This is a genomic window from Defluviitoga tunisiensis (assembly GCF_000953715.1).
GTDB classification, from domain to species: Bacteria; Thermotogota; Thermotogae; order Petrotogales; family Petrotogaceae; genus Defluviitoga; species Defluviitoga tunisiensis.
Window position 1 is genome coordinate 103,791 of record NZ_LN824141.1, and the last position, 14,777, is coordinate 118,567.

Annotated in this window: 13 protein-coding genes; 12 read left to right on the forward strand and 1 reads right to left on the reverse strand. The window is 31.4% G+C overall.

Annotation, left to right across the window (positions count from 1 at the left end; genetic code table 11):
* Positions 1-124 precede the first annotated feature (124 nt).
* The 10 genes from DTL3_RS00485 (at position 125) to fliY (ending at position 10,230) form a co-directional block, all read left to right on the forward strand.
* The gene (locus DTL3_RS00485; RefSeq protein ID WP_045087054.1) at positions 125-814 is read left to right on the forward strand and encodes a hypothetical protein; all 690 of its coding nucleotides are present in this window, start codon (positions 125-127) and stop codon (positions 812-814) included.
* Positions 801-2,636: a flagellar hook-length control protein FliK gene (gene fliK / locus DTL3_RS00490; RefSeq protein ID WP_045087055.1), complete on the forward strand. Its 1,836-nt coding sequence runs from the start codon at positions 801-803 to the stop codon at positions 2,634-2,636. Before DTL3_RS00485 ends, fliK begins: the two co-directional genes overlap by 14 nt.
* Positions 2,629-3,291 carry a flagellar hook assembly protein FlgD gene (locus DTL3_RS00495; RefSeq protein WP_045087056.1) on the forward strand — a complete coding sequence of 221 codons (663 nt, stop codon included), beginning with the start codon at positions 2,629-2,631 and terminating at the stop codon, positions 3,289-3,291. Before fliK ends, DTL3_RS00495 begins: the two co-directional genes overlap by 8 nt.
* A gap of 75 nt (positions 3,292-3,366) precedes the next feature.
* Positions 3,367-5,505, forward strand: coding sequence for a flagellar hook-basal body complex protein (locus DTL3_RS00500; protein ID WP_045087057.1), 2,139 nt, complete (start codon positions 3,367-3,369; stop codon positions 5,503-5,505).
* 46 nt (positions 5,506-5,551) lie between these two features.
* Positions 5,552-5,740, forward strand: a complete 189-nt coding sequence (locus tag DTL3_RS00505) for a flagellar FlbD family protein (protein ID WP_045087058.1) — start codon at positions 5,552-5,554, stop codon at positions 5,738-5,740.
* A gap of 36 nt (positions 5,741-5,776) precedes the next feature.
* Positions 5,777-6,556: a motility protein A gene (locus tag DTL3_RS00510; protein ID WP_045087059.1), complete on the forward strand. Its 780-nt coding sequence runs from the start codon at positions 5,777-5,779 to the stop codon at positions 6,554-6,556.
* 20 nt (positions 6,557-6,576) lie between these two features.
* Positions 6,577-7,452 (forward strand): OmpA/MotB family protein, encoded by an 876-nt coding sequence (locus tag DTL3_RS00515; protein ID WP_084217063.1) that lies wholly within the window; start codon positions 6,577-6,579, stop codon positions 7,450-7,452.
* Between the two features lie 30 nt (positions 7,453-7,482).
* Positions 7,483-8,010: a flagellar basal body-associated FliL family protein gene (locus DTL3_RS00520; protein ID WP_052670186.1), complete on the forward strand. Its 528-nt coding sequence runs from the start codon at positions 7,483-7,485 to the stop codon at positions 8,008-8,010.
* Positions 8,011-8,024: 14 nt separating this feature from the next.
* Entirely contained in the window at positions 8,025-9,107 is a 1,083-nt protein-coding gene (gene fliM / locus DTL3_RS00525; RefSeq protein WP_084217065.1) for a flagellar motor switch protein FliM, read from the forward strand.
* On the forward strand, positions 9,100-10,230 hold the full coding sequence (fliY, locus tag DTL3_RS00530) for a flagellar motor switch phosphatase FliY (protein WP_045087060.1): 1,131 nt from the start codon (positions 9,100-9,102) through the stop codon (positions 10,228-10,230). Before fliM ends, fliY begins: the two co-directional genes overlap by 8 nt.
* On the opposite strand, the gene DTL3_RS00535 is transcribed toward fliY, so the two are convergent.
* On the reverse strand, positions 10,222-10,950 hold the full coding sequence (locus DTL3_RS00535; RefSeq protein WP_045087061.1) for an MBL fold metallo-hydrolase: 729 nt from the start codon (positions 10,948-10,950) through the stop codon (positions 10,222-10,224). The genes fliY and DTL3_RS00535 overlap by 9 nt on opposite strands.
* Before the next feature lie 135 nt (positions 10,951-11,085).
* Here DTL3_RS00535 and DTL3_RS00540 point away from each other — a divergent pair, with 135 nt between their 5' ends.
* Positions 11,086-12,822, forward strand: coding sequence for an ABC transporter ATP-binding protein (locus DTL3_RS00540; protein ID WP_045087062.1), 1,737 nt, complete (start codon positions 11,086-11,088; stop codon positions 12,820-12,822).
* A 7-nt stretch (positions 12,823-12,829) separates the two neighbouring features.
* Positions 12,830-14,767 (forward strand): ABC transporter ATP-binding protein, encoded by a 1,938-nt coding sequence (locus DTL3_RS00545; protein WP_052670191.1) that lies wholly within the window; start codon positions 12,830-12,832, stop codon positions 14,765-14,767.
* Positions 14,768-14,777 lie beyond the last annotated feature (10 nt).

Here is a 14,777-nt window from a genome sequence, read left to right on the forward strand (position 1 = left end):
AAATAACAAAAAAGGCGGACTTGTCCGCCTTTTTATTTAATAATTTTTATCTATTATTATAAAAAAATATTTAGGAATATCTATCACTTTAAAAGAACAATTAGAATGCAGGGAGGATTTTTAAATGGCGAAAAAAGAAGATAAAAATATAGTAAAAGAAAAGAAAGGTAAAGGCAAAAAAACACTTATTTTTATACTTATAGCTTGTGTTATAGCGTTCCTTCTGTTAGGTTTTGGATATATTTATTTTGAATATTCTAGATTATCTTATTTAAATCTAAACTTGAAAAATAGTTGGAGGAGTTATATAGCTTATTTAACAGATTACATCCCTGGATTGAACAAACTATCAAAATATGAATATTTAGAAATTTCCGATCCTCTATTCATTGAAAAAGAAATTATAGATGTCAGATTAAAAGCAATTAAAGAAGAAAGTCAACGTTTAGAAATTCAAAAACAAGAATTGCAAAATCTATTAGATCAAATATCACAAGAAAATGAAAAACTAATTAAACAAAAAGATGAATTAGAAAGTCTCTCAAAAGAATATAATGAAAAACTTGCTCAATTCACTGATTACAACAAAAGAATCGCAACGTTGGGAAGTTGGCTAGCAAAGTCAACCCCTGCTCAGATAGCTTCTGCATTAGTAAGAGAGGAAGTTAGTGTTGATTTACTTGTTGATACAATGCTGACTTTAGAACCAAAATCAGCTGCTGAAATTATTCAAGCTATAGCTGCAATTAATCCTCAAAAAGCTGCTGTAATCATTGCAAAAATGGGGGAAAAGGAGACAAATGAAAGCAAATAACCTAGGGATTCAAAATCTTTTAAATATATTAACAGAAAGTAAAACACCAAATAAAAACCATAAAACAATAAATTCAAGATCGACTCTTGTTTCATTTAAGAATGAGTTAGATAGTCTTTTAATCACTAAAACTACACCTGAAGTTCAAAAAAATATTAAACCTGTAGATAAAAATAAAGACCTTGAAAAATTAATGCAAGAGTCTGAATTATTAAGTTATTTAAACCTTTTTTTATGTTTTGATAACCCTAAAATAAAAATAGAAGCAAGTGAAGATTCCACCTATCTTAAAATTTTTAATAATGACAAGAAGAAAACTGTCACTTTTGATTTAAAGGAATTGATGAATAATTTCGATTACTTTCTAAAACTCAAACAAAATCAAACTAACCCTAACGCTCAAAATGAAGTTTTTGCAATAAAACAAGCATTAAATATTATTCATAATATTTTAAAAGATATCGAATTAACAAAAGAAGATGCTCAAATCCTCTTAAAGGCTATTGATATAACAACAAAAAACGTTATTAAAGAGGTTCAGAAAAGTATAACTGATACAGGTTATATAACGCCTGAACAAAAAAAATATTTCGAAAGCATGGGGATAAAGATCGATATCATGTCTGTACAATCAACCAACGAAGAAATAGTAAACCTTATAACCCTTCAAAAAGGCAAAGAGACAATAGTAATTCCTGAAAATCAAGCCATAGATGACGAAAATATTCTAAATAATTCAGTTTTAATAAAACTTACTAATAACGATCAATCTTATATTTATAATATAAACAACCCATCAAAATTTATTTATTCTGATAACAATTACACCCCATTAACTAACATAAAACCTGATATTATAAGTGAAGAAACCTTTAACACAACACTTATAAATAGCTCAGAATTAGAAAAAATTATTGTCTTTCAACCAAAAACAGAATCTAATTCGAATAATACTTATATAAACAGCATTTTATCGTTATTAGAAGAGAATGAAAACAAATCAGAAAATAGTGAAAAGTATGAAAAATCAATCACATTTGAAAAATTCTTTTTTTCAACTGACAACGAAAATAACATTGTGAACAATAACAAAAACTCATCTAGTCAAAATAATTACACCAATAATTTTAATGACAACCAAAATAAAACATACTTTGATATTCAAAAAGAACGAAAGCAAAACTATCTAAGCATAGAAGACCTAAAAAATGATCTTCAAACAAAAAAATTGAATTTAACCGAGCAAGAAAACTCTGAAATTTTGCAGGCATCTATACACTCATCAGAAAGTAATACGAATACATCATATGATATAGCTAGTAACTATATAAACATTGATAACCAGACCAACAACCAATTCGAAAGTCTTACAAACATTCATCAAAAAAATAATTTTTTGTCTTTTCTCAATACTGATGACTTAAACACTCAAATAAAAGATGTAATTATAACAAAAAACACAGAACAATTTTTTAACGAGAGTTTCTCAGTTAATGTCTCCCCACCTAACCTTGGAAAGGTTGATATACAAATAATAAAGAATGGTGAGGCAATAACTATAAACCTTGCAACAGAAAGTGAAAATGCTAAATTAACCCTTTCAAAAACAGTTCAGTCCTTAGTTGGCAACTTAAGAGATGAAGGATATAATCCCGTAGACGTAAAAATATTTGTTCATCAGGAAGAAAGCGAACCTGATTACCAACATCAACAAAACCAAAACCAAAAACAACATGAAGAAAAAAGATATAAACAAAAGGAAAAAGATGAAAACCCGATTTATACTTTTGAAGAATTTCTAAGGAGTGATTTGCATGTTTAATTCAGTATCTATGGATGATGTTTACATTAATACACTTCAAGCATATAAAAATCGAGAGATAAAAAAAGAACTAGATAAAGAGGCTTTTTTAGAGTTACTGGTAACTCAACTAAAAAATCAAGATCCAACAGAACCTTTAGACAACAAAGATTTGTTGATTCAATTATCTCAACTATCCTCCACCGAACAGATAATGAACATGAGTAATGCTGTTCAAGAAATGGTTAATTCTCAATTAGCTTTGAATAAATTACAAGCAGTTTCGCTTCTTGGAAAAGAAGTAGTGGTAAACAGCAACGTTATAAAATTAGAAAGTGGGGTTGCTGAAACCATCAATTTCGGATTAGATAATGATTCAGAAGTAATAGTCGAAATTTATGATACAAACGGTAACTTAGTAAGCTCTCAAAATCTAGGTGTAAAAAACGCAGGATTAAATTCATTCTTATGGAATGGAAGAGATAATAACGGAACGTTGCTTGCAGATGGTGACTATCTGTATGGTGTATATGTTATCGAAAACGGAGAAAAGGTTTTAACCACCGGCATTAAAAGTGGAACCGTTGAAGCAGTTAAATTTATAGATAACGAATTATATCTACTCGTTGATGGCCGAATATACCCATTCTCCGCAATAAACGAAGTGAGTGTATAAATACACCTTATTATTAACGTTATCGTATAAAAATCCTAAATCTAATAAATAATTGAAAGATGGGAGGAATATAAAATGCTCAGGTCAATGTATTCTGGAATAACAGGATTAAGAAACTTTCAAGACCAACTAGATGTAGTTGCAAATAATATAGCAAACGTTAATACAATAGGATTTAAAGGTTCAAGAACCACCTTTCAATCCACACTTTTTCAAACTTTAGCAGCAGGAAACGCCCCTCAAGACTTACTAGGTGGAATCAATCCTATGCAGATAGGATTAGGTTCTAAAATTGCCTCAATAGACAAACTAATGACTCAAGGTTCTCCAATGTCCACAGGAAAAACAACCGATATGATGATCCAAGGTGAAGGTTTTTTCATACTTTCAGATGGTGTAGGACAATATTACACAAGAGCAGGTAATTTTACAAGAGACTATAACGGATTCTTTGTAGATCCCGCTTCAGGCATGAAGCTCCAAGGATGGACCGCAAGACTAACCCCAGATGGACAAAGAATCGTTGATACCAACGATCCAATTGGAGATATACAAATATCCTCTGGACAGGTTATGCCTGCAAAACAAACCTCTTTTGTTAAACTTGCACATAACCTAAATGCTGGTGTTGGAATTCAAGATACTACTATTGTTATTAAAAGCACTTTAGGAGAAAATATTCCTGTTAGATTTAGCTTTGAGCGTGATTTAAATAACTTAAATCAAAACGTTTATCTATGGGAGGCTAAAATACTAGACACAAATTACAATTTCTCAAACTTAGCGGATAATACCTCAAGCGCTGCTCTTACTCCAACTCAAACAATAAACGGAAAAGTTGAACTAGACGATTATGGAAAAGTTATTAATTGGGTAAATTATGCAGGAGATGATAGTCCTCTATCAGACACTAGAATTTCGATCTTTGATGTAAATGGAAATATCGTTGGAATAGATGGTGAGCCTGTAACGATAGGTACTAATAATAATAATAATAATAATACTGGTACTCTTAGTGGAAGTATAAAACTAGTAGACGCTACTACCAACGAATTAGTATATTACAACCCTGAAGATATACAATTATCTTTTGATTATGATAATAATAATAATAATTACTCCTTCACAATCACATTGAAAGACTCACAGGGACAAACAATTGATTTTAATTATACTACTAACAATGGCACAGTTGGGGAATTCAATCAATTACTTAGTGAAGGAATTGTAGATGATACTACCTCACCCAATTACAAATTAACCGGCTTAAGTATAAAAGGCGTTGATGATAGTGATACTATAAATACTACTACTACTATTAACCTTCGTTCCGTTCGCGATGTCATTCAGCCTCCTGTAGCAGGAGAGATTAAGTTTGTTGATATGAACAATCCTACAAATTTTGCAACTGCAGAATATATAAGCCCTAAAACTACAACTTCAACTGTTGTTTATGATTCTTTGGGAAACTCGTATAATGTTTATCTAAACTTCACAAAAATAAATGAAAACACTTGGTTTTGGGAAGCAAAATTGGATGATGGAACCCCATTATATAAAATTACAACTGATGAACAATTAGTAAATGATCCTGCCAATGGGGTAATAGCATTTGATTCAAATGGGAATTTGGCTGCTACTAATTGGTCCATAGTAAATGGAAACATTGTACAATCTGGTGGTACTGCAGGATTTTGGTTTGATCCTGCTGAACAAGGAGCCGCCTTAAACCCTGATGTTAACCCACCATCAATTGCTGCAGCAGGACCAGTTATGGTAAGCGTTAATTTTCAAGAATTAACTCAGTTTGCAGCGCCTCATTCTATAGCTGTAACTGAACAAGATGGAAACGCACAAGGTACGCTTGATTCATTTGCAATAAACACTAATGGTGAAATAATAGGAATTTTTAGTAATGGCCTAACAGCACCACTTGGTCAGGTAGCTTTAGCGACTTTTAATAACCCTGAAGGCCTTTTGGAAGTAGGAAACTCAATGTATGCTATGAGTTCAAATAGCGGTCTTCCACAAATAGGTGTTTCTGGAGTCGGAGGAAGAGGAAGTATTATTCCTGGCGCATTAGAAATGTCTAATGTAGACCTTGCTGAAGAATTTACAAACATGATTATCGCACAAAGAGGATTCCAAGCAAACTCAAGAAGTATAACTACTGCAGATCAAATATTAAATGAACTTGTTAATATTAAAAGATAAATTTATTTTTTAAAAATATTCTAGATTATGGAATGGTGAACAATTTATGATAAAATTGACCAAATTAAATGGTGACGAGTTTTATTTAAACATTTATCAAATCGAAAAAATTGAATGTCGCCCAGACACCACAATAACTATGATGAACGGTCATGTATATATAGTTAAAGAAACGATCGAAGAAGTTATTGAAAAGATGATACAATATAATAGAAAGATATTTGGTGATAATTAATTTTAATAATATTGAGAGTTAAGAGGTGGGGTTCTAGTGGATATATCAACATTGATAGGTTTGGTATTTGCTTTGTTTGCTATTGTCCTAGGGGTAGGAACTGAATTTGGTAAAATGATCGATATTCCATCTTTTTTTATAACCGTTATAGGTTCCTTAGGAGCTACTTTTATAGCTCATCCTAGTTCAACATCTTTTAAGATTTTTAATATCTTTCTACAATCACTCAAAAATCCAAAAATTGATAATATTGAGGCACTTAGAACTTTGTATTCTTTTTCTGAAAAAGCACGTAGAGAGGGTATGATTTCATTAGAGGAAGACTTGCCGTCAATTCAAAGCGATTTTTTAAGAGATGGATTAAGGGCAGCTGTTGATGGAACCGATCCTGATGAAATCAGAAAAATTCTTGAAATAAAAATGGATATGTATGAAGAAGAACAAGAAGAAAAAATAAGTGTATTAGATACTTGGGGAACAATGGCTCCAGCATTTGGTATGATTGGAACCTTAATAGGATTGATATTATTATTAGACACCTTGACAGACCCTTCAACTATTGGTCCAAGTATGTCTATTGCACTTGTAACTACCTTTTATGGTTCTCTAATAGCCAATGTTTTAGCACTTCCTCCTGCTGAAAAGTTAAAAAGAAGAACAAATAAGTATTTAAACCAAATGAGGATGATGCTAGAAGGTGTATTATCCATTGTTCAAGGTGAAAATCCAAGATTGATGGAAGAAAAATTAAAGGCTTTTTTAAGTGCAGCCGAGAGACAAGAATACGAAAGAAGTAAAGGTGAATCAAACTTCTAGAAAAAGTTTGAGGTGAAACAGTGGCTAGAAATAAAAAAAAGTTTGAAAGACCCGAAGCAAAATGGATGACAACATTTACTGATATGACAACATTACTTTTGACAATGTTTATTGCATTGTTTGGTATGTCATCCATATCACCAGGAAAATTCCAACAAGCAGCGATGAGTATACAAAGTGCTTTTGAAGGTCAGCCTATTGGTATCCTAGTAGGTGGAAAGAGCATATCTGAAGAACCCCTCATTACCTCACAACCTGGTATAAAATCGGAGCTTTTAAAAATTGTTGAAGATGAAAAATATAAAGGAAAAATTACTATTGAGGAAACCGATAAAGGGACGATAATATCTATGAGGGATATTGCATTTTTTAGATCTGGTAGAGCAGAACTAACCGCAGAAGCTAAAGAGCTATTGTATAAAATTGGCACAATTATCTTAGAACATACTTCAAATGCTATTGAAGTCTACGGTTTTACAGACGATGAACAAGTTTTGCCAACTAGTGTTTATCCCTCTAATTGGCATTTAAGTGCTGCGAGGGCTGCTAGCGTTGTAAATTTTTTTACTGGTGAAATGAAAAATAGAAGAATGATTGAAAGAATGGCAGAAATTAATTTGGGACAATTTGATATAGATTATTATTATAATCCAAATAGGTTTTATCCAATTGGTTTAGGTGACAAGGACATTCAAAAAGATTTAGATTTACTAAAAGCAGAAATTGATTCAAGATTGAATCTAGCAACTCTAGATTATATGCAAGGAAAGTTAAGCGCAGCAGAATTTCAACAAATTAAAATCGAATTAGAAAATGAATATAACACCAAACGAGACGAATTAAGAAATCAATATAGACGAATTGATATTTTGATACTTCGTCAGAGAGTTAGATAATAATTTTTAATATTTTGGAGGTTGGATAAAGTGCCAGATGAAATCGATAATGCTCCCGAAACGAAAAAGAAAAAAAGTCAACCTAATTTTCTAATGACATTAATTATCGTTATCGTCGTAGCTTTAGCTATTTCAGGTATTACATCTTTTTTTATTGTAAAGGTACTTTCTAGTAATCTTGTAGAAAGCACTAAAACTTCTTCCCAATACTCTTCTAAGATCCCTTTGAGGGTAATTCTTTTGCAAGAGGGGGCTAGATACCCTGTTATGTTAAAAGGTGGATATGATGTTGCTGTAATTGATTCACTTCAACTAGACGTAGGAAGTACAGAAGCTAGAGATGCAATTAATGCATATAGATTAGAAATATTAGAAGCAATTAGAATGATATTTCTAAACAAAACCAGAAACGAATTGTCTACTCCATCTGGCATTGAATTGACAAAAAAACAAATAATAAACTCGGTAAATGAAATTATTGGTTTTACCGGTGAACGAGAGCAATTAGGCGTAATAAAGGTCACACTAATCATCATGACAATTACAAATGCTACATAAAAAGAGGTGTTAAAATGCCTGAAGATGAAATGCTTACTCAGGAAGAAATAGATAATATATTAAAATCTATGGCTCTTGGGGAATCGCCTGAAAAAATATTTGAAGAATTCAAAAAAGAAGAGAAAAAAATTAGAGAATATGATTTTAGAAGGCCTATGAAGTTCTCACGCGAACAGTTAAGAACTCTTCAGTTAGTTCACGAAAACTTTGCAAGAGAACTTTCTACTTATCTTTCTGGTAGGTGCAGGACTTTTGTTGATATTAAATATGCAAGTATAGATCAAATAACTTTTTCAGAATTTCAAAAATCGCTTAATGCCCCAACTTTAATGGTTATATTCTCTTCAGATATCTTTAGTGGAAGCGCTATATATCAAATGGGTTTAGATATAGGGTATGTAATTATTGATAGACTTTTAGGTGGAAGTGGTTCGACCTTAGAAGATATAAGAACTCCTACAGAATTAGAAATGAATATTTTTAGAAAAGAATGTTCCGTAATATTAAGATTACTATCAAGATCTTGGGCTAATGTTGAAGAATTTGATGTTATTTTAGAAAATTTAGAGACTAATCCACAGTTTGTTCAAATAGCCCCTTCAAATGAAATGGCTATTCTTGTCACATTATCAGTTACCATAAGAGATATTCAAGGGTTTGTTAATCTTTGTTACCCATCTTCCACCCTTGAGCCTCTTAATGATAAATTGTCAACAAGAATGTGGGCAAGAACCTATAAATACTCTCAAGAATCAAAGGATTTTTTAAAAAGAACTTTACTGCTTTCAAAACTGAAAATGTCCGCCATACTAGGTAGAACTACAGTTAGCTTACAAGATATACTGGATTTAGAAGTTGGTGATGTAGTTAGATTAGACTCCTTTCATGATGAACCTATTGAGTTAGAAATAGAAGGAACAAAAGTGTTCAAGGCTCAAATTGGTAAAATAAAGGGATTTCATGGGGTTAAAGTTGTAAAGAAAGATGAAGAATTATTAGAGAAAATCCTCATAGAAAAAAGTATTCAAGATTATCTCTCAAAACAAAAAACTTCTCCAACCAAACAATCCGAGAAGGAGATGAATCATAGTGCCTAATGACAATGAATTTTTGAGTCAAGAAGAATTAGATAAATTATTAAAAGGTATACAAAATCCTACTCAGAGAAATGAACCAAGAGAGGATGAATTAGATGAAATACTAGACATAATTGGAGAAATTGCAAATATAACGATGGGATCTGGTGCAACAACCTTATCCACACTTTTAAGAAGAAAAATCGATATAGAATATCCAGAGACAAGCATAGTAAAGTTTAAAAACATAAAGACCAACTTCAAAGGTGAACATGTTGTTATTACAGTAGAATATACAAAAGGGCTATATGGTATGAACACACTGGTTCTACCATCTAACTTAACAAACATTATAGCAAACTTGATGCTTGGAAAAGATCCTTATGAAACTACTGGTGAAATTGACGAAATTAGTTTAAGTGCTGTATCCGAAGCTATGAATCAAATGATGGGGACTGCTTCAACTTCTTTATCAGACTTTTTAAAAACTACTATAGAGATTTCTCCTCCAATAACCGAATTGCTGGATTTTTCTGATCCTACGGTTGAATTTCCTCCAATAGAAACTGACAAAGAAGCCTACGTCATTTCAGTAAAATTTAAGGTTAAGATTTCAGGCATCGCAGAAACTGTTTTCTGGCAGTTTATACCCTTAAAATTTGCGAATACAATTAAGGAAAAGCTTGAAGAAGCATATGGTATGAGTAAAGTTGATACGAAAAAAAAGCCTGAGAAAAAGGTTGAACGTACCCCTAGCGCAAATCTTTTCAAACATGAAAAGGATATCAATTCTAATGTAATCAAGGAAGGTGGTGTCAAAGTTAGACCTGTAGAGTTTGGAGAATTTGAAAAGAAGGAAGATAGTATATCAGAACAAATAGACTTTTCTAAGTTAGAATTATTAATGGACGTTCCTTTAGAGATAAAAGTTGAACTAGGGTCAGTAAGGATGACACTTAGAGAAATATTAGATCTTCACGAAGGATCTTTAATACAATTAAACAAACTAGCCGGTGAACCACTTGATATATATGCAAACGATAGACTGATTGCAAGGGGAGAAGTAGTGGTTATTGATGAAAACTTTGGAATAAGGGTTACAGAAATTGTTTCATTAAGGGAGAGAATAAAAACCTTAAAGTGAAGCCAATTCTGTTAAAGCATAGCCCTCATATTTTTTACTCAATGGAACGTTCTTTTTTTTATCTAACAAGTATTTAGTTTGCTCAAGAACAAGGTCCTTTGAGCCAGCTTTTCCATGCCCAGGTAAAATCTTTTTTATCTTTAAGCCTTTCATATTCTGTAGTATACTCGTCCATTCTTCAACATCTGAATTTAATATTTCTGCATGAACCCTTGAGAATACAAGATCCCCCGTTATGATATAATCTTGGGGTTTTAAAGTATAGATTGTAGAATCAGGTGTATGCCCTCCAACAACTTCCGCAGCTATAATATTATCCTGAAAAACCATGAAAAAAGATTTCTCAAAAATAAAAATATTTTTTTGGTTTAAAGCTTCTTTTAAATTATTGAAATTATATTCTGCTATTTTTGAAGTCTCCATTAAAAAATTTTTATCCATACTTGCTAATAAATCAAAAGTTGTTTTGTTTAAGAAAATGTCTACTTTTCTATCGCTAAAAATGCCTCCAAAAGTATGATCGGGATGAAAGTGGGTAAAAAAAATTTTTTTAAGTACTTTTGAGGTCTTTTGTTCAACTATGCTTGTCATTTCTTCAAATTTTTGTGGATAAAGAGAACTATCAAAGGCTATTAAACCATCACTATATTCAAAAAAATAAACACTGCTTGCCCCATTTTCAAACCAAAAATTATATACAGAATCATGTCTTTCGAACATTTTATCACCTTAAATTTAAATATTATTATAATTAATATTATCATAACATATTTTTATGGAAAAGTTATTAACATTCGTAATTCTGAATGATATAATAAAAGTAAGGAATGTAAACTAAATGTAGATTATTAAAATATGGATGGTGAAACCTTGATAAAAAATTTTCTCAAAAAGCATTGGTGGAGATATCTAATAGGGGTAACATTTCTAATAACAGTTGATGTAATACAGATTTTCATTCCAAAGCAGATTGGAAGTATTATTGATGCTGTGGGGTTAGCTGTCCCAGATATGTTGTATGTGAATTCTTTGATCTTTAGAATATTGATGCTTGCAGTTGGTCTAGCAATAGGAAGAATATTCTGGAGAATTACAATCAATGGAACAGCTAGACTTTTTGAATTTCAACTTCTGAACAATATGTTTCAACATATCATTCACTTAGATCAAGACTTTTTTGATAAATGGCGTACTGGAGATTTGATGACAAGATTTACCTCTGATGTATACCTGCTAAGGCGTCTTATGGGTAACTCTATAATCATGATAGTAGATGCAGTTTTCATGACTTCGCTAACAATAATTGCAATGGGTAGTTTTGTTGACTGGAAATTGACCCTAATTGCAATCATCCCTTTACCCTCCATAGCTGTGATTTCCTTAATTTTCGGAAGAATGATTCAAAGAAGAGCTATGGACCTTCAGAAAAAGACTTCTGAATTATCAAACATTACAGAAGAAGATATAGCTGGAATTGACGTTATTAAACTTTATGCTAATCATGAAGTTATGGAAAAGATATTTGCTAATAAAGCAAAAGAATACTACAATTCCTTTATTAAACTTATCAGAGTGGCAGGATTAATGTATCCTCTAGCAATGTTAGTTGGTCAGCTTTCTACAATAATCATCTTCAATATTGGAGGACCAATGGTTATTAACAATCAAATCACTCTTGGAGATTTCATTATGACTCACCAATATATAGGAATGCTTGTGTGGCCGATGATTGCATTTGGAGATTTTGTTAACTTATTAGCAAGAGCTAAAGCCTCTCTAAAAAGGGTCAACGAAGTACTTAATCAGCCAAACTCTGTAGTAGAACCTCCATACGAAGTATATGATTTTCAGGGAAAATATGAGATCAAAAATTTATCTTTTTCTTATCCAGGAACAAAAAGAGAAGTCCTAAAAAGAGTTAATATGAAAATAGAACCTGGAGAAATGGTGGCTTTCGTTGGAAAGATAGGATCAGGCAAATCAACACTTGCAAAACTATTAGTTAAAATGTATCCTGTTGAACGTGGTACTATTTTCCTAGATGGAAAAGATATTAACGATATAAACGGTAGATTTATAAGAGAAAATGTTTCTTATGTTCCTCAAGAAAGCTTTTTATTTTCTATGACAGTACGAGAAAATATAGCTTTTTCAGATGAAAAATTAGAACCCTATGCGGAAGAATATGCGCAACTGGCTCATGTCCATGAAGATATAACAAATTTAGAAAAAGCCTATGAAACAGTTGTTGGAGTGAGAGGAGCAACCTTATCTGGTGGTCAAAGGCAGAGGGTTACTATTGCAAGGGCACTTGCAAAAAACTCAAAAATGATCATCCTAGATGATTGTTTATCAGCAGTCGACACGGAAACAGAAGAAGAAATAATAAAAACCTTAAGAAGTGAAACAGAAGGAAAAACTATAGTTGTAATTTCTCACAGGCTAAAGGCTGTAAAGGATGCAGATAAAATATTTGTGTTTGATGATGGTAAAATAGTCGAAGAAGGAAATCATGACGAATTAATTGTAAAAGAAGGAATATACTATTCAATGTATATTAAACAACTAATAGAGAAAAAAGTGGAGGATTGATCAAACAATGGCTTCAATTCATGAAGATATATTCTTAGAAGAAAAAGAAAAAAGTGAAGGCGATTTTAAAACAGTTCTTCGACTGTGGAAATATATAAAAAAATATAAGCTATTAATATTTTTGACACTTATAGCATTAGCGGCTGCTACACTTATCGAATTGGGATTGCCTTATGTAATAAAATTTGGTATTGATAATGTCATTAATGTTGAATATTCCTTTACACTTAAAGATTCTAATCCTCCAACTTTTGTTGAAGATACAAAGGGTACTTACGTTTTAAAAAAAATAGATAATAACTACTACATGATAAATAAACAAACTAATGAAACTATAGAAGTTCCTGGTGAATATTATGCTTCTTACTTTGATAGTGCAATTCAACGTATTAGAAATTTTAGTTTTTTCTTTATTTTTCTGTTATTTGCCCAGTTTTTAATACACTATACCCAACTATATTTTTCAAACATTGTTGGACAAAACGTTGTTTATAACTTAAGAAATGATCTATATAAACATTTATTAAGAATTGAATATAATTACTTTGAAAAAAATACCCCTGGTAAGATTACTACAAGAGTTGTACATGATACCCAAAATTTGTCAAACTTTTTTAGTGATGTAATTACGAGCCTATTAAAAGATATTGCTATTCTAATTGGTGTAATAATATTAATGCTACTATTGGATGTACAATTAAGCTTGTATACCTTTATGATGCTTCCAATTATAGTAGTCGCCACTTTTATGTTCAGATCTTTTGATAGAAAAGCATATGATAAGGTAAGAACTAGAGTATCCGCTTTAAACTCGTATTTAGCAGAAAACTTATCCGGAAGTATGGTAACTAGACTATTTAATCAAGAAGAAAGAAAAGAAAATGAATTTAAATATATGAGTACAAAATTATATGAAGCAAATATGCAACAAATGTATGTCTTTGCTATCTTTAGGCCATTAATGAATTTGCTTTATTACCTTACATTAAGTCTAATTTTATGGGTTGGAGCCAAACAAATCACACAGGATGTTACAACTTTTGGTACTATATATGCCTTCACTGCATATATAGATATGTTTTTCAGACCTATCTTTGATATTGCTGAAAAATTTGACATAATGGAAGATGCCTTTGCTTCAGCAGGAAAAATATTTAAAATTTTTGGTCAAAACCAAGAAGATCTAGGAAAAGGCATTTACAAAACCATCGAAAAAGGAAAAATAGAGTTTGATAATGTAAAATTCTCGTATGATGGAAATACAGAGGTACTAAAAGGTGCCAGTTTTAAGATAGAACCCAACGAGAGGGTAGCTATAGTTGGAGAAACTGGTTCGGGAAAAACAACTATTATTAAGCTAATAAGTGGTTTATACAAATATCAAGAAGGTCGAATACTTTTAGATGATAAAGAATTATATGATTATGATTTGAACATGGTTCGAAGGAAAATTGCCGTTGTTCCACAAGATGTATATCTTTTCTCAGGAACCATTTTAGACAACATAAGACTATTTAACCAAGACATCAGTGAAGATGAAGTCAAACGTGTAGCAAAGTTTGTTTACGCTGATCAGATAATCTCTAAATTTCCGAATAATTATCACACTGTTATTACAGAAAGAGGTGCTAGTCTTTCTGCTGGAGAAAGACAACTTGTAGCCCTTATCAGAGCTGTATTATATGATGCAAAAATAATTATTTTAGATGAAGCAACAGCTAATGTAGATGTTGAAACCGAGTTTCTAATACAAAGAGCATTAAATAAAATCTCAGAAAAAGCCACTATCATTTCAATAGCTCATAGATTGTCCACCGTAAAAAGTTCTAACCGAATAATTGTTGTTCATGAAGGTTTAATTGCAGAAGAAGGTACTCATGAAGATCTGATTAATAATCGAGGAATTTATTATGAATTGTATAAGCTTCAATTTGAAAAAATTTAAAAAGACATTA